Origin of the sequence: Flavobacterium sp. (genome assembly GCF_036759525.1) — a bacterium.
GTDB lineage: Bacteria > Bacteroidota > Bacteroidia > Flavobacteriales > Flavobacteriaceae > Flavobacterium.
On record NZ_DAIOUN010000001.1, the window covers coordinates 108,005 to 127,858 of the forward strand.

Below are 19,854 nucleotides of genomic sequence, written 5' to 3' on the forward strand. Positions count from 1 at the left end.
GCTTAGTTAAACTTCTTTTCAATTAAACTCAAAAATCGTGTAGCATATTCGTCTTTCCCTTCCCAATTATGGTAGTCGGGTTTAACCATGTCATCAATAAAATTTTGGGCCTCATCAAAAGAATCATAGGTATTAATTTGAGAAATCACCCGATTGTAATCTTCATTACTTCCGTCAAACAAATGTTTCACAAAAGCTATTCTATCATTTAATCCAATATTAATTCCTTTGATTAAAGTATCGTTTAGAGAGGTTACTTTGTGTTCCGTTTTAACCGTAATAGTCTCGGTTTTAATTTCAGACTTAAGATCCGGTGTGTGAACCTCTTCTATTTTTTCGAAGGTAATCTCGGTTACTTTTTCAACTGTTTCGGGAACTTCATTTACTTTTACAAAATCGGGTTCTTTGTAATCAAGGCCCAGCAAATCGTCAAAAGAAATTTGTTTTTGTTCTAAAGCAGCCGTTTGAGGTTTCTCGGGCTCGGCTGGAGTTTCTTCTTCTGTTGTTAATTCAAATAAAGGATTAAAATGAGCCTCTTCCTCTTCCGTAGGTGCGAGAGCTTCTTCAATTTCTACAGTTGCTTCTTCTTCTGTATTCTCAACCGTTGCGGCTTCAAGAATGACTTCTTCTGCATGCTCTTCTATTTTCTCATTTTGCAATACAGGAGAATCTAAAGGTTTGGTCTCTACAGAAAGAGGTGCTTTATCTTCCAGCTTTTCCTCTAAAACAGCAACCGGAATTTCTTCTTGCAAGGCAATATTTTCCTCATAAAAACGAAGAATCGCTAATTTTTCATATAATTTCTGGGCTTCCATATGAAGTTGAACTACATCTTCCTTGCCTTTTAATTTTAAAATTCTGTGTGCAATACTGATTAAATCGGCTTCTAACTTTTTCTTCATAACTTTTGACATTATTATTGAATATAGCGTTTGTATTTTTATAAATTTGTTACAGTTACAAAATAACATAAAAATATGTTGTTCACCGCTAGAAAAGTACAAAATGTTTCTTGAAAATACCGTAAATGCAAAAGAACAGTTTGGTTGGATTGAAGTCATCTGTGGATCGATGTTCTCCGGAAAGACCGAAGAATTGATTCGTAGACTTAAAAGAGCTCAATTTGCCAAGCAAAAAGTGGAGATTTTTAAACCCGCTATAGATACGCGTTACCATGACGAAATGGTAGTGTCGCACGATGCCAATGAGATTCGCTCTACTCCGGTTCCGGCAGCAGCCAATATTCGAATTCTAGCTCAAGGATGTGATGTTGTGGGAATAGATGAAGCCCAGTTTTTTGACGATGAAATTGTTGCGATTTGTAACGATTTGGCCAATTCCGGAATTCGCGTAATAGTAGCCGGATTGGATATGGATTTTAAAGGAAACCCCTTTGGCCCCATGCCTGCTTTAATGGCTACTGCAGAATATGTAACCAAAGTACATGCGGTGTGTACCCGAACGGGCAATTTGGCCAATTACAGTTTTAGAAAAACAGCCAATGACAAATTGGTAATGTTGGGAGAAACTGAAGAATACGAACCCTTGAGCCGTGCTGCCTATTATCATGCCATGCGTGAACAAAGTGACCTGTCTTCCAATGAACCCGAAAACGCTTCAAAATAATCACGTGTGAGTCTCGTTATAAACGATATTATTTTACCTCTAGGTGCTAATTTGGAAAGCCCTAAAAACTATGTGATATCCAATGTATCCATAGACAGTCGTTCCTTTCAAAACAACGATGAGACTCTTTTTTTCTGTTTGATTGGTCCCAATAACAACGGACACGATTATATTTTAGAACTCATTTCAAAAGGCGTTCGCAATTTTGTAGTTTCTCAAGATATTTCACATTCAGAAGATGTTAATTTTCTCAAAGTTGAAAACACCTTGGAAGCTCTTCAAAAATTTGCCTCTTTTTACCGCCAAAAGTTTGATTTTCCTATCATTGGGATTACCGGAAGTAACGGAAAAACCATTGTAAAAGAATGGCTCAACTTTTTATTGAGTCCGGATTACAACATTATCCGAAGTCCCAAAAGTTACAACTCACAAGTGGGTGTACCCCTATCGGTTATAGGAATTAATGAGCAACACAATCTGGGCATTTTTGAAGCCGGTATTTCAACCGTAAACGAAATGCAAAAACTAGAAACAATCATAAAACCTACTATTGGAATTTTAACCAATATTGGTTCGGCTCACGACGAAGGCTTTGAAAATTTAGGACAAAAAATCAAAGAAAAAGTCAAGCTGTTTTCCCATGTTGAGGTTTTAATTTTTAATAAAAATAAATCCATTGAAGCTTTCCTAAACCCAGACATTAAAACCTTTTCTTGGAGTTCTAGCGACCCAACTGCCGATGTTATGGTGCATCACAAAACGTATTCCAATAAAACCAGTTTGAATGTAACCTACAAAAAAACCTGTTTTAAAATCAATATCCCGTTTTCTGATGAAGCTTCAATAGAAAATGTAATCCACTGCATGATGGTTTTGTTCTATTTTCAATATGATTTAGACACCATCCAAAAAAGACTTGCTCTATTGTATCCCATAGAAATGCGGTTGAAAGTAAAAAAAGGAATTAATAATACGACCTTGATTGATGACAGCTACAGTTCGGATTTTCAATCGCTAAAAATTGCTCTGGACTTTTTAGAAAACCAAAAGCAGCATTCCAAAAAAACTTTAATTCTTTCCGATATATTTCAGAGTGGTTTAGAAAATGACGAACTCTATTCTCGCGTATCCCAAATGATTATATCAAATAAGATCACTCGAGTTATTGGTGTAGGAGAAGTGATTTCTAACTATAAAAACAAGTTTTTAAACGGTACTACCTTTCAATCACAAGCCGATTTTTTAACGCACTTTGAACAATTAAATTTTGAAAACGAAACCATCCTAATAAAAGGAGCCCGAAGTTTTCATTTTGAAGAAATTGTTTCACTTTTAGAGGAAAAAACACATGAAACGGTTTTAGAAATCAACCTCAATGCCCTATCGCACAATTTAAACTTCTATAAAGCCAAATTAAATCCGCATACCAAAATGATGGTAATGGTGAAAGCTTTTAGTTATGGAAATGGAGGTTTAGAGATTGCTAAACTTTTAGAATATCACAAAGTTGACTACTTGGGAGTGGCTTTTGCCGATGAAGGAATTGCATTAAAAAGCAATGGGATATCACTACCTATAATGGTATTAAATCCCGAGACTACCAGTTTTGAAGCATTAATACAACACCAATTAGAACCGGAAATTTACAGCCTAAAAGGATTAAATGCCTTTTTAAAATTGGCCAAACAAAAACATTTGAAGCATTTTCCCATTCACCTAAAAATTGATACCGGAATGCATCGATTGGGTTTTGATGAAATTCACTTGGAAGAATTGATTTCGATTCTAAAAAACTGCAAAACCGTTCAAGTGAAAAGCATTTTGTCGCATATGGCTACGAGTGATGATTTGTCGCATAATAAATTTGCATTGGAACAAATAGAAAAATTCAAACGCATTTCTACCTATATAAGTTCGGCATTAGAAATTAGTCCGATTCGGCATATTCTGAACACTTCGGGAATATCCAATTACCCACAAGCTCAATTAGACATGGTTCGTTTGGGTATAGGTTTGTATGGCATTTCAAACGATCCGCAGGAGCAAAAATTTTTAGAAAATGTGGGAACGCTAAAATCGGTTATTTCTCAAATCAGAACGATACAAGCTGGAGAAAGTGTGGGTTACGGAAGACGATTTGTTGCCGAAAAAGAAACCCGAATTGCTACTATTCCTATTGGTTATGCCGATGGAATTCGAAGAAGCTGGGGGAACGGTTTGGGTTTTGTTTTGATAAACAACCAAAAAGCTACCATTGTTGGCAGTATCTGTATGGACATGTTGATGGTAGATGTAACGTCAATTGCTTGTACCGAAGGTAATGAAGTAATTGTTTTGGGTGAAAATCCATCGGCAACTTTAATGGCATCTGAATTACAAACTATCCCTTACGAAATCTTAACCGGAATTTCTCAAAGAGTAAAAAGAATTTTCTACCGAGAATAATTTTTTAGTTTTTTGTTAAAATTTTAACTAACTTCGTTACAACAAAAACATTAAAACTTTAGAATATGCTTAAAGAATTTAAGAATTTTATCATGACCGGCAATGTTATTGAATTTGCCGTAGCTGTAATCATGGCTGGAGCCGTGGGAGCAGTAGTAAACGGATTTGTAAACGATATTGTAATGCCTGTTGTAGGAATGCTTACCGGAGGCGTTGATTTTTCAGAAATGAAAGTTGTTTTACAAGATGCTGTTGAAGCATCCGAAGGGGTTGCTGCCGTTCCGGAAGTAGCCATTAGATGGGGAGCTTGGGTAAATACCTTAGTAAACTTGGTCATTGTTGGTTTTGTGATGTTTATTATCATTAAAGGGTACAACAAAATGAGAAAACCAAAAGAAGAAGCTCCGGCAGCTCCGGCAGGGCCAACTCAGGAAGAATTATTGGCTGAAATCAGAGATTTATTGAAAAAATAGAAGTTCCGCTATACTATATATTCTAACCAAACCCCGACTTGTTCGGGGTCTTTTTTTACAAAAAATCAAAATTTTGTGAAACTGATTTTTTTCAACCGACTATTCTTTACTTTTGTACTTTAAATCTAAAAATTCACACATGAGAGTTGCAGTTGTTGGTGCTACCGGAATGGTTGGCGAAGTTATGCTACAGGTTTTAGCCGAAAGAAATTTTCCGATTACAGAGTTAATTCCCGTGGCTTCGGAAAAGTCGGTTGGAAAAGAAATCGAATTCAAAGAAACAAAATATAAAGTAGTTGGATTGCAAACGGCCGTTGAAATGCGTCCGGATATTGCTTTATTTTCAGCCGGAGGTGAAACTTCCTTAGCTTGGGCACCCAAATTTGCGGAAGCCGGCACTACCGTTATCGATAATTCTTCTGCTTGGCGAATGGATCCTACAAAAAAATTAGTAGTTCCGGAAATCAATGCTTCCGAATTAACCAAAGCCGATAAAATTATTGCCAATCCCAACTGTTCAACCATTCAAATGGTAATGGTTTTGAATCCGTTGCATAAAAAATACAACGTAAAACGCGTAATTGTTTCTACCTATCAATCCATTACCGGAACAGGTGTAAAAGCGGTGCAACAATTGGAAAATGAATATGCCGGAGTGAAAGGTGAAATGGCGTATCCGTATCCCATTCACCGAAACGCCATTCCGCAATGTGATGTGTTTGAAGACAACGGCTACACCAAAGAAGAAATGAAATTGGTTCGCGAAACCCAAAAAATTATGGGTGATAAATCAATAGCCGTGACCGCAACTGCCATCCGAATTCCGGTGGTTGGCGGACACAGTGAAGCCGTGAATGTGGAGTTTTCGAATGATTTTGAGGTAAATGAAGTGCGTTCGATTTTACATAACACTCCGGGCGTGACCGTTCAAGATAATTTAGACACCAAAACCTACCCTATGCCTATTTATGCTCAAGGCAAAGACGATGTTTTTGTGGGTAGAATTCGCCGTGACGAAAGCCAGCCCAACACCTTAAATATGTGGATTGTAGCGGATAATCTACGCAAAGGTGCCGCAACCAATACGGTGCAAATTGCGGAGTATTTGGTGGAGCATAATTTAGTTTAAAATAAAATTATAATAGTTAGAAGCCCCTTTTTTAGGGGCTTTTTTTGTTATAGTTTTGGGAAGAATTTTGTTGTTTTTATTGAAATTTATGATTTGAAAAACCTTAAAAATTCCGCTCCGAAAAATGTTCTTGTAAAATCCCTAATGAAACGTTCCGCAAATGTCTCCTGACTTGGCGGAAAATAAATGAGTAGAACACAAAACAAAATTTGAAACCCCACTTCCTAAAGTCTTCTAAAAAAATATTAAGTAAATTGCTTTTTCCCTACCTTTGCAACCAATGAAAAAGAAATTAGCTCAACTAAACCTGTATTTAATGTCGGCAGTATTGTTCACAATACTGTTTCAGTCATTGCATACCTACAGGCATTTGGTAGCTGATTATTTGGAAATACCCGAGGTTTGTCATCAATCCCATCATGATTTTTCGCATCAACATTCAGAAGACGCATGTTCTATCTGTGATTTTCATTTTTGGTATTATATTCAACCCGAGGTACTCACATATCGATTGGATTTTCCCGTAAAACCCATTCCCTATTTTGTAGTAAAACAAGACTGGGTTTCTCGTTTTTCGGGTTCTCTTTTCTCACATCGCGGTCCACCAACAACTGTTTAAAATTTTTGGATACAAAAAAAAGTCATTCTTTTACTAAGAAATGACTCAATGTGTTTGTTATTTTAGAACAGAAAAATGCGATACCTCATCTTTATTCTTTTACAGATGATTGCTTTTTCGGGTTACGGGCAATTTACATTATCCGGAACTGTAACCAATGAAAAAAAGCAACCTCTTACAGGAAGTCATGTCCATACAAAGTATGCCATCACGGTAACCAATCCTATTGGAGAATTCGAAATTAAGAATTTACCCAAAGGGCAAACACGGGTTTATATTACCTATTTGGGCTATAAAACCTGTGATACTTTATTGGATTTTAATGAGGATCTAAAAGTATTCATCCAACTTAAACCTATTGAAACCCCTCTAGAAGAAGTAACGGTTAAGCAAAAAAACACCAAAGTAAGCCAAAGTATTGTAGAGCAAACTATTTCTAAAAACCAGATAGAAAGGTACAGCTCTAAAACTTTAGGCGAAGCCTTAAAAGAAGTTACCGGAGTTTCTGTATTAAAAACCGGAACAAGCATTGTAAAACCCGTTATTAACGGGTTGCACAGCAGTCGCGTTCCCATCTTTTCCAATCAAGTTCGATTGGAAGATCAGCAATGGGGTGCAGAACATGCTCCGAATTTTGATTTGAATGCCGCTTCAAAAATTTCGGTAATCAAAGGAGCTTCCGGATTGCAATACAGTGGTGATGCCGTAGGGGGAATGGTCGTTATAGAATCGGCTCAAATACGAAAAGACACCGTATATGGGAAAACGCTCTTCACCGGTTCATCCAATGGAAGAGGCGGAACTTTAAGTACAAGTCTTTACAAAGGCAACTCTCAGGGTTGGCAATGGAATGTGCAAGGAACCTTAACCTATATGGGAGATCGTGAAGCTCCGGACTATGTTTTATCCAATTCGGGAAATCGAGAATTTAACTTTTCGGGAACATTATCCTATGTGCAAGAAAACTATGAAGTATCTGCTTTTTACAGTTCATATCGTGCTGTTTTGGGTATTTTGAGTGCTTCTCATATTGGAAATGTAACCGATTTGTACAACTCGATTAACAACCAATCACCCTACGAACGTTCAAACTTTACCTATTCTATTCAAAATCCAAAGCAAACCCTCCAACATCATTTGGTTAAACTCAACTATTTTCAGAAATTAAGCGAAAACAGTTCCATCTCTACATTTTATGCTCTTCAACACAATAACAGAGAAGAGTTTGATTTGAGATTGGGTGCCGATTCATCTAAAGCCTCTTTAGATTTAGAATTGACAACACATTCGATTCATTCTGATTATAAAAAAGAATGGAATCAACTAACCTGGCAAACGGGAGTAAGCGGATTGTTTCAAAATAATTTTGCCAATCCCAAAACCGGAATAAGGCCATTAATTCCTACCTATGTACGTTTTGATGCGGGACTTTATTCCATTGGAACGTATCAAATGAAAGAAGATTTGCTTTTGGAAGGCGGGATTCGATATGATTTCTCTACTTTGGAAGCAACCAAATATTATCTGAAATCCAGATGGAGCGAGAGAGGTTATGATACCGATTTTAGTCATATTATTGAAGGAGAAACTTCAGATCAATGGCTAACGAAACCTCGTTTTACATTTCATAATATTTCGGCAAGCTTAGGGGTAAAAAAAGAGTTTCAATCGGGTTGGAAATGGTTTAATAACGTGAGTTTTTCCAATAGAAATCCCAATCCTTCCGAATTTTTTTCTGACGGTTTACATCATTCAAGTGGTCAGATTGAATTGGGTGACTTGAGATTAAAAAAAGAAGAATCTGTTAAACTCACGAGCTCTTTAACTCAACGATGGAATGGATTTGCAATAGATATTAGCCCTTTCATTCATCGTATAAAAGATTTTATTTTCTTACGACCCGTGGGCTTTGAAACCACAATTCGAGGTGCGTTTCCGGTTTGGGAGTTTCAACAAACAAATGCTGTATTGAGTGGTATCGATTTTAACTCAAATTGGAACCTATCGGATAAATGGAAATATCAATTTTCATTGGCTTATGTTCATGGAGAAAATTTGACCAACAAAGAAGCTTTGATAGATATGCCTCCTTTAACCCTAACCCACTTGATTGAGTATAAAATCCCAAAATGGAATGCTTTCATGGTTCAACTCCAATCTGAAATGGTGTTTCGTCAAAATCGTTTTCCCAATTATAATTTTAACACCGACATTATAGTTGAGGGCAACTTTGTTCCGGTTACCGTTGATGTGAGTACCCCACCAAGAGGCTATCAACTCTTTCATTTGTACACGGAAATCAAATTCAAAACGTTTAAAAAAGTGAATACTATATTGGCATTTTCTGTTCAAAATTTAGGAAACACATCTTATCGAGACTACCTCAACCGGCAACGCTTTTTTGTTGACGAAATGGGTAGAAACTTTCAATTGCAATTAAAATTTAATTATTAAAAAATCAGAAAAATGAAAAATTTAAAATTCATGGCTTTTGCCTTAACCGCTTTACTAACTTTTAACTCTTGCAGCAACGATGATGCACCTGTAATTGAAGAAGAATTAATTACCACAGCCACTGTTACATTTGTTGGTGGGGGTCAAACGATAACTTTAACTTCACGTGATTTGGATGGCGATGGTCCCAATCCACCGGTGATTAACGTAAGTGGTAATTTTGCTCCTTCAACCACTTATATAGGTTCTGTAGTCTTTTTAAATGAATCGGAAAATCCGGCTGAAGATGTAACATTAGAAATTGCCGAGAAAGACGTTGAACACCAAGTGTTTTACCGTGTTTCAAATAACTTAGGGAATTTTACTTACACCGATTTAGATTCCAATGGCAGACCGCTGGGATTAACTTTTACATTTGTAACAGGTGCCAATCTGGGTACCGGAAATTTAACCGTAACTCTTAGACACTTATTAAATAAAAATGCTTCTGGTGTGGCATCCGGAGACATTACAAATGCCGGTGGATCAACAGATATCGAAGTTACCTTTCCGATAATAATTCAATAAAAACCTTGTTTTTATGTCAAAAAACCAAACTTAGTAACATAGGTTTGGTTTTTTTATTAGCATTCCTGTAAATTATTGAATAATTATTAGTACTTTAGTTACACTAACTAAAACTAAATTTTATGAATTCAAGATTTACCCTTCTCGTACGCATTATTTTAGGATTAATTCTGATTTTATTCGGATTGAACAAGTTTATCCAATTTATACCTGCCCCCGATTTGCCTGAAGCAGCTGCCAAATTTATTACCTCACTGGGCGAAACCGGCTATGTCTTACAAGTTGTTGGTATTCTTGAAGTTACAATTGGCCTTTTACTAATAGCTAATAAATGGGTAGCTTTTGCACTTATTTTACTAGCTCCAATTTCTTTCAACATCTTATTGTTTCATTTATTTTTGGATATCCCCGGTATTAGTGGTGCTTTATTAATTATTATTTTAAATGCTATTTTAGTATACAAACTCTGGCCAAAATACAAACCTCTATTTAACTAATTCGTAACATTTGAACACGTATTTTTGTGTGATAAAACGCAATCAAATGAAAACATTTCCTATGTCTATTGCCCTTTTTGCAATTGTTGGATTAAATGCCCAAAATAAAATTCCGTCTGTAATTTATCCCGAAACGAAAAAAGAAAAAGTTACTGACACCTATTTTGATGTCCCCGTTTCTGACCCTTACCGATGGTTGGAAGATGATCGTTCTGAAGAAACCGGGAAATGGGTAAAAGCCCAAAACGAGGTTACTTTTAATTTTCTAAATGCCATTCCATTTCGTGATCAAATCAAAAAAAGAATGGAACAATTATGGAATTACGAAAGAATCTCGGCTCCTTTTAAAGAAGGAAAGTTTGTTTATTTTTTTAAAAATAACGGACTTCAAAATCAATCGGTATTGTACCGAAGAGACGCCAATGGAAAAGAGCAAATTTTTCTAGATCCAAATACTTTTGCAAACGATGGCACTTCCTCGTTAACCAAGCTCGAGTTTTCAAAAGACGGCTCTCGTGTTGCTTATGCCGTGTCTGACGCCGGTAGCGATTGGAACAAAATTGAAATTCTGGATGCCGAGTCGGGAAAACCCATAGAACAACCTTTACTCAACATAAAATTTAGTGAAATAGCATGGTTGGGCAATGACGGTTTCTTCTATTCCAGTTACGAAAAACCCGAAGGCAGCGAATTATCGGCTAAAACAGACCAACACAAATTGTATTATCACAAATTAGGGACTTCTCAAAAAGAAGATAAGGTGATTTTTGGTCAAAATCAAAAAAGACGTTACGTGAGCGGTGCAGTTACAGAAGATCAAAACTACTTAGTTATTACGGCAGCCAATTCTACTACCGGTAATGAACTTTACATTAAAGATTTAAAAAATCCGAATAGTTCATTGGAAGTTATTGTTGACAATTTCAACAGCAACAATTACATCATTGATAATTTGGGTTCAAAATTGTACATCGTTACCAATCTAAATGCACCAAACCAAAAAATAGTAACCGTAGATGCCAAAAATCCTAAACCTGAAAACTGGAAAGATTTTATTCCGCAAAGCGATTATGTTTTAACCCCATCTATTGGAGGGGGATATGTATTTGCACATTATATGAAAGATGCTATCTCTCAGGTAAAACAATACGATTATAATGGCAAACTAATTCGTGAAATTCAATTACCCGGTGTAGGTTCTGCCGGAGGTTTTGGCGGAAAAAAAACAGAAAAAGAATTGTACTTTTCTTTTTCAAATTATGTAACCCCCGGAACAATCTATTCTTTTGACCCCAAAACCGGCACTTCAAAAGAGTACCAAAAACCAAAAGTTGACTTCGATTCTAAAGCTTACGAAAGTAAACAGGTCTTTTTCACATCAAAAGACGGAACAAAAGTTCCTATGATAATAACGTACAAAAAAGGCATCAAATTGGACGGAAAAAACCCAACCCTTTTATATGGTTATGGTGGATTCAACATTAGTTTAACTCCCAGTTTTAGCATTCCCAATGCCGTATGGATGGAAAACGGCGGAATCTATGCTGTAGTAAATCTAAGGGGTGGTGGCGAATATGGGAAAAAATGGCATGATGCCGGAATTCAAATGAAAAAACAAAATGTTTTTGACGACTTTATCGCTGCAGGAGAATATTTAATTACAGAAAAATACACTTCTTCAGATTATTTAGCCATTAGAGGAGGTTCAAATGGAGGTTTACTGGTAGGAGCTGTTATGACTCAAAGACCCGATTTGGCCAAAGTTGCACTTCCTGCAGTTGGGGTATTGGATATGCTAAGATACCATACTTTTACAGCCGGTGCCGGATGGGCTTACGATTACGGAACAGCCAATGACAGTAAAGAAATGTTTGAATATTTAAAAAACTATTCTCCGGTACATAATGTAAAAAAAGGGGTTCAGTATCCTGCTACTTTAGTAACTACAGCCGATCATGATGACCGCGTTGTTCCGGCACATAGTTTTAAATTTGCTGCAGAATTGCAAGACAAACAAGCCGGTGAAAATCCAGTATTGATTCGTATAGATGTAAATGCAGGGCACGGAGCCGGAAAACCTATATCAAAAACCATTGAAGAAAACGCCGACATTCAAGCGTTTACCTTATTTAATATGGGGATTATAAAAATCTAAAAGTAACTTTATAAAAATAAAAAACCACTGATTCACAGATAGTATGTTGTGAATTAGTGGTTATCTTTTTTGTAAAACCGCTAATACGATAATCTATAATTTTAAAGTCCGTTAAAATATTTAATATTCTATTTTACCCAAATAACTCATTTGTCTTACAATATGATTTTTTCTTCGATTGATATAATTAGAAGAATTGGTAGCTTTGAATTTTCGAGGGTTGGGTAAAATTGCCGCAATACCGGCTGCTTCACGAGGCGTTAAATGAATTGCATCTTTTCGATACCAAACCCGAGAAGCTTCTTGAGCACCATAAACGCCGTCGCCCATTTCAATACTGTTCAAATAAACCTCCATAATACGTTCTTTACCCCAAATAAGCTCTATCAAAACCGTAAAATAGGCTTCCAATCCTTTTCGTAGGTAGCTACGACCTTGCCATAGAAAAACATTTTTGGCGGTTTGTTGTGAAATCGTACTTCCCCCTCGTAATTTTTTCCCTTTTTTATTGGCTTCCATGGCTTTTTCAATGGCTTTAAAATCAAAACCATTATGAGTTAAAAAATTGCCATCCTCACTGGCTATGACTGCTTTTTGAAGATTAATTGAAATTTCTTCGAGTGGTACCCAGTCATGACTACAAGTCATTTCTTTTCCGGCACTTTTCTGCTCAATAGCTCGAATTGCCATCAAAGGAGTAAATGGAACCGGAACAAATTTGAAGAGAATCACTAAAAAAATTGAAATTCCAAAAAACCACAACATCGCTTTCCAAAGGAAACGAAATATTTTTCTTATCATAAATTAATCGATTAAATCTGCCAATTCTTTGCCAATTAAACTCCCAATTGCAACTCCCATCCCTCCTAATCGTACACCACAATACACATTTTCACTCAGCCTTTTCACAAGGGGTTTTTTATGGATTCCTACTCCCATTATACCGCTCCACCGGTGTTCTATTTCAAAAGTATGCTTGGGCAAAATTACTTCTTTTAGCAATTGCTCCAACTTATTTTGAATGATTTCTGTTTGAGCTAACTCTGTAGTCGTTTCGCCTTCAAAATCTAGATTTCGGCCTCCACCTAATAAAATTCTATTTTCAAAATTTCGAAAATAATAATACCCTTTATCCAAATGAAATGTTCCTTTCATATCTAAATCAGGTATGGGTTTGGTAATTAAAACTTGGGCTCTGGCCGGTTTCACCTCGCCATTAGTGAGTTCGTTGGCAAATCCGTTAGTAGCAAAAAACAATTTTTGAGTTGAAAAAGAAAAATTGTCCAATACAACCTCAACTGCATTATTTTTATCACTATGGGATGTTACCGTTTGTTGATTTAGAATTAATATATTTTGATTTGAAGCCATTCTCAGAAGCTCTTGCATCAAATTTCCGGTATCGATTTGTGCTTCATAGGGATTAAAAAGTACATATTCTTGGATGCCCTGAAATGCAAATCGGTCTATTTCTTTTGAAAAAACGTCATTTTTAAACAACGGCTTCAACATTTCATTAATAAACGGAAGCTTTTGCAAACAGGTTTCATATGTTGATTCGTCTTCTTTTAAAAACAACTCATATCCGCCAAAAGGTTTTAAGTCTAAAGCTTTATCTCCAATACGTTTACGGAGCAACTGCAATCCACTCCATCTTTTTTGAACCAATTGAACAACCTCTTCTTCTGAATGCGAATTCAAATCATCCAAAATTTCGGAAACTGAACCAAAACAAGCAAATCCGGCATTTTTAGTACTGGCTCCTTGAGGAAGCACTCCTTTTTCGAGTACTAAAATTTTGGCTAAAGGAAATTTTTCACGCAATTCAAGAGCACAATGTAACCCAACGATTCCACTACCTACAATAGTGAAATCTACATTTGTAAACCAATTTTTAAGTTCCCAAAAACTAAGTTGCATCTTCAATTTTTTTGATGTAAATGTATCCTATTTTTAAAAAGTAGTTGGCAAATAAGTTCAAAAGTAGCTATAAAATCGTTACTTTTAGCCTTTAATTTTTTTAAAAATGAAAAATCTAATTTTAATTTTAAGTTGTTTTATGGGATTAACAACCTCAACCGCTCAACAAGTGTTAACTCCGGAAACTCTATGGAAATTGGGCAGAGTTTCGCCTTTAGGCATTTCCAAAGATGGAAAAAATATCATTTACAAAGTTGCTACACCTTCTGTAGAAGAAAATAAATCCAATTCCAAATTCTACAGCATTCCAATTAATGGCGGCGTTGCTTCAGAAATTACCGAAACCAAAGAGCTTTTAAACGATAAAAATATTTCTCCTGACGGAAAATTTCTCCTTTCTCACAAAGAAGTGAAAATGGAAAAGATAAACGGAAAAGACATTTACCCCGAACTTAACAAGTCGGATGTTCAAGTTTATAACGGACTAAATTACCGCCACTGGGACAGCTGGAATGAAGGCAAACACAACCACGTTTGTTTTTCAGAAATAGGTAAAGAAAACTCCTTTTTTGACATCATGAAAGACGAACCGTTTGATTCTCCTCAAAAACCATTTGGTGGCGACGAAGATTACGTTTGGTCAAAAGATGGGAAGAGTATTATTTATGTATGCAAAAAGAAATCAGGTACTGCATATGCCGTTTCTACCAATACCGATTTATACGAGTACAACTTAGAAACCCAAACCACTACCAATCTAACCGAAAACAATTTAGGTTACGACACGCATCCCACCATTTCACCTAATGGCGAATTGTCTTGGCTGCAAATGAAACGCGATGGTTTTGAGGCCGACAAGAACGACATAATTGTTCGTTTTAAAGGAATGGATATGAACTTAACCGCCAATTGGGACGGAACAGTGGACAGTTTCACTTGGAGTGCCGATGGGAAAAAAGTCTATTTCTTAGCTCCGGTTGATGGTACCAAACAATTGTTTGAAGTAAACTTTCCGGGATTAACTCGAATAGCTATTACGGTGCGTCAAATTACATCGGGTGATTTTGATGTCACGGATATTGTGGGATTTTCAGGTGATAAAATTATTGTGGGTAGAACCGACATGAACCATGCAAAAGAAATTTATTCCTATGATTTTAAGAAAAAAACGTGGTTACAAATCACCAAAGTAAATGATGAAATCTATAAAAAACTAGCTTTACCCAAATTTGAAAAAAGATATGTAACTACAACCGATGGAAAAAAAATGTTGGTTTGGGTTATTCTTCCTCCCAATTTTGATGCCTCAAAAAAATACCCTGCATTATTGTATTGTCAAGGAGGACCTCAAGGAGCTCTATCACAATTTTACTCCTTTCGATGGAATTTCAGTTTGATGGCTTCTCAGGGTTATGTAGTAGTGGCTCCAAACCGTCGAGGAATGCCGGGTCATGGGGTTGAATGGAACGAACAAATCAGCAAAGACTGGGGCGGACAAGTGATGGATGATTACCTTTCTGCCATTGACGATGTGGCTAAGGAAAGTTATATAGACCAATCACGTTTGGGAGCTGTAGGTGCAAGTTATGGTGGTTATTCCGTTTTTTATTTAGCCGGAATACATAACAAACGTTTTAAATCGTTTATCTCGCATTGTGGAGTTTTCAATCTAGAAAGCATGTATGGGACAACCGAAGAGGTGTTTTTTACCGACTGGGATTTGGGCGGACCGTATTGGGATAAAACCAATACTTTGGCTCAAAAAACCTATTCGCAATTTAATCCCATTAAAAATGTAACCCAATGGGATACGCCTATCTTAATCATTCAAGGTGGAAAAGATTTTCGTGTGCCCATTGGTCAAGGACAAGAAGCCTTTCAAGCGGCTCAATTGCAAGGTATCAAAAGTAGATTTATCTATTTTCCGGAAGAAAATCACTGGGTTCTTCAACCGCAAAATGCTATAGTTTGGCAACGCGAATTCTTTTCTTGGTTAAAAGAAACCTTATAATTTAATTCCCGATGGCAATCGGGAATTTTTTTTAACACTTCCTAGGTAAACAAAACCTTTTGTTCTTTTTATCTTTGAGAATGGCACAAAAATCAAGCTTTATTCCACTCAAAGTGCTCCTAAGTTACTTACTGCTTGCTACACTGGTAATAGCAGTAGGTTTTTTGCTTTTTAAAGAAAATAAACTTTTTACAGCTTATGAAAATGAATCTGTTGTTGAAAACCAAAAACTAATCCATCTCAGCTCTTTAATTTCTAAAATTTATGATGTTGATAATTTAGGTCGAATTGCAGCCCAAAACAATAAAGAAAATGATTTCAGACTCTATTACCAAGAAAATCAAAAACTCATAAAAGCCATCGATTCTTTTGAACAAAAAATTGACAATGCCAAACAGATAGAACAATTAGATAGTTTAAAAATCATTTTAGAACAAAAAGTAGCAAACATAACTGCACTAAAAAAAATGAACACATCCCAAAACGATTACAGTTCTATTGAAAAAGCAGTTACCGATATTAGAAGAATGGAAGAATCAATGGGTAAAATTACCTTAGAAGGATTAAATATTGATCCAAACCAACTTTCTGCATACGAAAAAAAAGTATATCAGGAATATGTTGATTATCTGAATGAAAACGTACCCAAAGAATCAGCGAGTACATTATCGGATAAAGAAATAGATTCTATTTTGGTATCATCCAAAAAAATACTCGAAAATGTTCGCACCAATAATCAGGTAAAAACGACTTCGCAAAAAAATAAAGAAATTGAATTACTGCGTAATGATTTGTTTATTTCACAAAAACTAAACGAAATTTTGGTTGAATTTGAATCTGATATCATCAAAAAAGCCAATTTAAATAATCTTTCCAGAGAAGAAGCCCAACAAAAGACCGTTTCTATTTTAACCTCGGCAGCGGTAATTGGACTCCTAATGACCGGATTGTTTTTCCTTTTGATTACCAATGATTTTCTTAAAAATCAACGCTACAGAAAACAATTAGAAATAGAAAAAAAGAAAACAGAAACCCTATTAACCGCTAGAGAGCAACTTATTGCAACGGTGAGTCATGATTTGAGAACTCCACTCAATACCATTCAAGGATTTAGTGAACTTGTTAAATCCGGAAATATCTCAGAAAAACAAAACTACTATATTTCTAATATTCAAAGTGCTTCGGTTTATATCAATCAATTGGTCAACGATTTGTTGGATTTTTCCAAAATTGAAGCCGGAAAAATTAAGCCGGAAATATCTGTTTTTAATTTACACCAACTCATTGAAGAAGTTGCCCTAAGCATTCAATCTCTTTATCACAATAAAACGATTTCCTTACAATTCGAGTTAGATGCCATTGAAAACCTTTTGATAGAGAGTGATGCCTTACGCATTCGACAAATCATGAGTAACTTGATAGGAAATGCCTATAAATTTACGGAGAACGGATTCATAAAAATCACGGCAAAATACAATCAAAACCAACTGTATTTAAGTGTTCAAGATAGCGGAATTGGAATAAAAAAAGATCAATTACATTTGATTTTTAATGAATTTACTCAAGCCAATTCCAGCATAGAAAAAAAATATGGCGGAACCGGATTAGGTCTAACCATTTGCAAAAAACTTACTGAAATGTTGGGCGGCAACTTAACTGTTGAAAGCGAATTGGGTCAAGGAAGTACATTTCAAATGATACTTCCCGCAAAAAGTAAAGAAATAGAAAATACACTATTACAAAACTCAAAACAAAATCATAATTACACTCTAGCTGTTGTGGATGATGACAGTTCATTACTCCAACTTACAACTACATTTTTAAAACTACATCAATTCAATGTTCTTTCTTTTAACCATCCCAAAGAACTTTTGGAGGCACTACACACATCAAGTGTAGATGTTGTTTTCACGGATATTCAAATGCCAGAAATGAGCGGATTTGAGTTGTTAGAACAAATACCGAGTTCGATTCCGGTAATTGCAATAACGGGGCAACGTCAATGGGAAAAAGAATATTATAGAAACAAAGGTTTTGCCAGTCTACTTTACAAGCCATATACCTCTGAAGAGTTGATTTCTGTTTTAAATCAAGTACTTCACACTCCAATTGAAATAAATCAAAAGCAAATTTTAAAAAAGGAAGAAAACACCATTGAAGCGTACAATCTAAGTGCTTTAAAAACAATGTTGGATAATGATCAAGAGGCTATTCGAGATGTTTTAAATTCGTATATAGAAAACACACGCTCCAGTTTGATTCAAATAGAAAAAGCAATTGAAGAGAAAAATTATTCTTTGGTAGAATCTATTTCACATCGAATGATACCAATGACTCATCAAGTTGGAGCTTCACACATTGTTCGGCTTTTGCAAGAAATGGAAACTTGTAAAACATCAAATGTCTCAAACTCTGCCCTTCAAAAGTTGTTTAATGAGGTTCGAAATAAACTTACAAAATTAATTGATACATTAGAAAAAGAATTAATCCTCTAAGTGATAAAGCTTAAGTTTATTGTAAAGTGTTTTACGGTTAATTTCCAACATTTTTGCAGCCTCTGATTTATTTCCGTTACATATTTGAAGAGCTTTAACTATCATTTCCTTTTCGTTTTGTGATTTTGAAAATGCAGATGAAGATTGGTTTTCTACTTCAAAAAACTCAGAAGGAATAACCTCTTTTTCGACTAGATCTCCAGGGGTTAACAATACCGCTCTTCGGATAATATTTTGCAATTCTCTTAGATTTCCGGGCCAAGAATAGTTTTGAAAAATTCGAAGTGTTTCGGGTGAAAATCCTAAAACCTTTTTATGTAATTGTTCGTTGGCTTTTTCCAAAAAATATTCGGCATACATCAGCAAATCTTGTTTTCTCTCATTTAAACTGGGAACTTCAATGGAAAATTCATTCAATCGATGGTATAAATCTTCACGGAAATTTCCCGCTTTCACCGCTTCTTTTAAATCTTCATTTGTGGCTGCAATTACTCGAATATCTACTTCTACTTCTTTACTGCTTCCTATTCGTTTTACTTTGCGTTCTTGTAAAGCTCTTAATAGTTGTATTTGATTTTCATAGGTTAGATTACCCACTTCATCCAAAAACAAAGTACCCCCATTTGCGGCTTCAAAATGCCCCATTTTATCTGTTACCGCACCTGTAAAAGAACCTTTTAAATGACCAAAAAACTCGCTGGTCGCTAATTCTTTGGGAATAGCTCCACAATCAACCGCTATAAATGGAGCCTTATTTCGATGACTCAGATTGTGGATTTCTTTGGCCACAACCTCTTTCCCGGTTCCGCTTTCACCAATAATTAATACCGATAAATTAGTTGGACTTACCAATTCAATGTGCTTGTTCATCGCTTTAGATACGGGGCTGATCCCTTGAACAAAATCACTAGAAACAGAACTTTCTATTTTATTCTTTTGACTATTTTCAGGCTTTTTTTGAGCTTTAGGAGAAAGTAACGCGTTAGAAAGAACCAATAAAACTTCTTCGGGAACAAACGGTTTGGAAATATAATCTGCCGCTCCTTTTTTCATGGCCTTGACAGCAGTATTTACATCGGCATAGCCCGTCATCAAAACTACCGGAACCTCATTTTTAGTTGATTTTAAATCAATCATCAGGTCAATACCATCACTATCCGGCAAACGTAAATCACACAAAACCAAATCAAAATCTGAATTTTTAAAACGATTTTTGGACTCCTGTGCAGTATAGGCTGCTTCAACAAGGTATCCATTTTTAGAAAGAAAGTTGCTCACCATTTTTGAAAAAGCAATATCGTCTTCAATCAATAAAATAGTCTTCATGTATTTAGCTTTGGATATAGCTAAAATAAGGCATTCCGATGAAAATTCTCTTAAAAAATAACTAAATAAAAAAAGAGGTTTTAAAAACCTCTTTTTATTCAGCCAAATCTTGGGGTATTTGGCTGCCCACTTAACTT

At 35.7% G+C, this 19,854-nt stretch carries 15 protein-coding genes; 11 read left to right on the forward strand and 4 right to left on the reverse strand.

What is annotated here, in order from left to right:
* Nucleotides 1-2 precede the first annotated feature (2 nt).
* The gene (locus V7M80_RS00475; protein WP_333693244.1) at nucleotides 3-902 is read right to left on the reverse strand and encodes a hypothetical protein; all 900 of its coding nucleotides are present in this window, start codon (nucleotides 900-902) and stop codon (nucleotides 3-5) included.
* Between the two features lie 103 nt (nucleotides 903-1,005).
* Between V7M80_RS00475 and V7M80_RS00480 the strand changes: the two genes are divergently transcribed.
* The 9 genes from V7M80_RS00480 to V7M80_RS00520 all read left to right on the forward strand — a co-directional run bounded on the left by V7M80_RS00480 (nucleotide 1,006) and on the right by V7M80_RS00520 (nucleotide 11,965).
* Nucleotides 1,006-1,626, forward strand: coding sequence for a thymidine kinase (locus V7M80_RS00480; protein WP_333693246.1), 621 nt, complete (start codon nucleotides 1,006-1,008; stop codon nucleotides 1,624-1,626).
* Between the two features lie 6 nt (nucleotides 1,627-1,632).
* Nucleotides 1,633-4,071, forward strand: coding sequence for a bifunctional UDP-N-acetylmuramoyl-tripeptide:D-alanyl-D-alanine ligase/alanine racemase (locus V7M80_RS00485; RefSeq protein WP_333693247.1), 2,439 nt, complete (start codon nucleotides 1,633-1,635; stop codon nucleotides 4,069-4,071).
* 65 nt (nucleotides 4,072-4,136) lie between these two features.
* Nucleotides 4,137-4,544 (forward strand): large conductance mechanosensitive channel protein MscL, encoded by a 408-nt coding sequence (gene mscL / locus V7M80_RS00490; RefSeq protein WP_333693248.1) that lies wholly within the window; start codon nucleotides 4,137-4,139, stop codon nucleotides 4,542-4,544.
* Nucleotides 4,545-4,683: 139 nt separating this feature from the next.
* A complete protein-coding gene (locus V7M80_RS00495; protein WP_333693249.1) occupies nucleotides 4,684-5,673 on the forward strand; it encodes an aspartate-semialdehyde dehydrogenase in 990 nt (329 codons plus the stop codon).
* A gap of 280 nt (nucleotides 5,674-5,953) precedes the next feature.
* The gene (locus V7M80_RS00500; RefSeq protein ID WP_333693250.1) at nucleotides 5,954-6,292 is read left to right on the forward strand and encodes a hypothetical protein; all 339 of its coding nucleotides are present in this window, start codon (nucleotides 5,954-5,956) and stop codon (nucleotides 6,290-6,292) included.
* A 75-nt stretch (nucleotides 6,293-6,367) separates the two neighbouring features.
* Entirely contained in the window at nucleotides 6,368-8,746 is a 2,379-nt protein-coding gene (locus V7M80_RS00505; protein ID WP_333693251.1) for a TonB-dependent receptor, read from the forward strand.
* 12 nt (nucleotides 8,747-8,758) lie between these two features.
* Nucleotides 8,759-9,313 carry a type 1 periplasmic binding fold superfamily protein gene (locus tag V7M80_RS00510; protein ID WP_333693253.1) on the forward strand — a complete coding sequence of 185 codons (555 nt, stop codon included), beginning with the start codon at nucleotides 8,759-8,761 and terminating at the stop codon, nucleotides 9,311-9,313.
* Between the two features lie 122 nt (nucleotides 9,314-9,435).
* On the forward strand, nucleotides 9,436-9,810 hold the full coding sequence (locus V7M80_RS00515; protein ID WP_333693254.1) for a DoxX family membrane protein: 375 nt from the start codon (nucleotides 9,436-9,438) through the stop codon (nucleotides 9,808-9,810).
* A gap of 46 nt (nucleotides 9,811-9,856) precedes the next feature.
* Complete coding sequence (locus tag V7M80_RS00520) at nucleotides 9,857-11,965, forward strand: prolyl oligopeptidase family serine peptidase (RefSeq protein WP_442902327.1); 2,109 nt, start codon at nucleotides 9,857-9,859, stop codon at nucleotides 11,963-11,965.
* Nucleotides 11,966-12,085: 120 nt separating this feature from the next.
* On the opposite strand, the gene mtgA is transcribed toward V7M80_RS00520, so the two are convergent.
* Both mtgA and V7M80_RS00530 read right to left on the reverse strand, forming a co-directional pair.
* Nucleotides 12,086-12,766: a monofunctional biosynthetic peptidoglycan transglycosylase gene (mtgA, locus tag V7M80_RS00525; RefSeq protein WP_333693256.1), complete on the reverse strand. Its 681-nt coding sequence runs from the start codon at nucleotides 12,764-12,766 to the stop codon at nucleotides 12,086-12,088.
* Nucleotides 12,767-12,769: 3 nt separating this feature from the next.
* Nucleotides 12,770-13,885 (reverse strand): NAD(P)/FAD-dependent oxidoreductase, encoded by a 1,116-nt coding sequence (locus V7M80_RS00530; RefSeq protein WP_333693258.1) that lies wholly within the window; start codon nucleotides 13,883-13,885, stop codon nucleotides 12,770-12,772.
* Between the two features lie 106 nt (nucleotides 13,886-13,991).
* Here V7M80_RS00530 and V7M80_RS00535 point away from each other — a divergent pair, with 106 nt between their 5' ends.
* On the forward strand, nucleotides 13,992-15,896 hold the full coding sequence (locus tag V7M80_RS00535) for a S9 family peptidase (RefSeq protein WP_442902328.1): 1,905 nt from the start codon (nucleotides 13,992-13,994) through the stop codon (nucleotides 15,894-15,896).
* Nucleotides 15,897-15,976: 80 nt separating this feature from the next.
* Nucleotides 15,977-18,391: a hybrid sensor histidine kinase/response regulator gene (locus V7M80_RS00540; RefSeq protein ID WP_333693259.1), complete on the forward strand. Its 2,415-nt coding sequence runs from the start codon at nucleotides 15,977-15,979 to the stop codon at nucleotides 18,389-18,391.
* Here V7M80_RS00540 and V7M80_RS00545 read toward each other — a convergent pair.
* Nucleotides 18,380-19,717, reverse strand: a complete 1,338-nt coding sequence (locus tag V7M80_RS00545; protein WP_333693260.1) for a sigma-54-dependent transcriptional regulator — start codon at nucleotides 19,715-19,717, stop codon at nucleotides 18,380-18,382. The genes V7M80_RS00540 and V7M80_RS00545 overlap by 12 nt on opposite strands.
* Nucleotides 19,718-19,854: the final 137 nt, after the last annotated feature.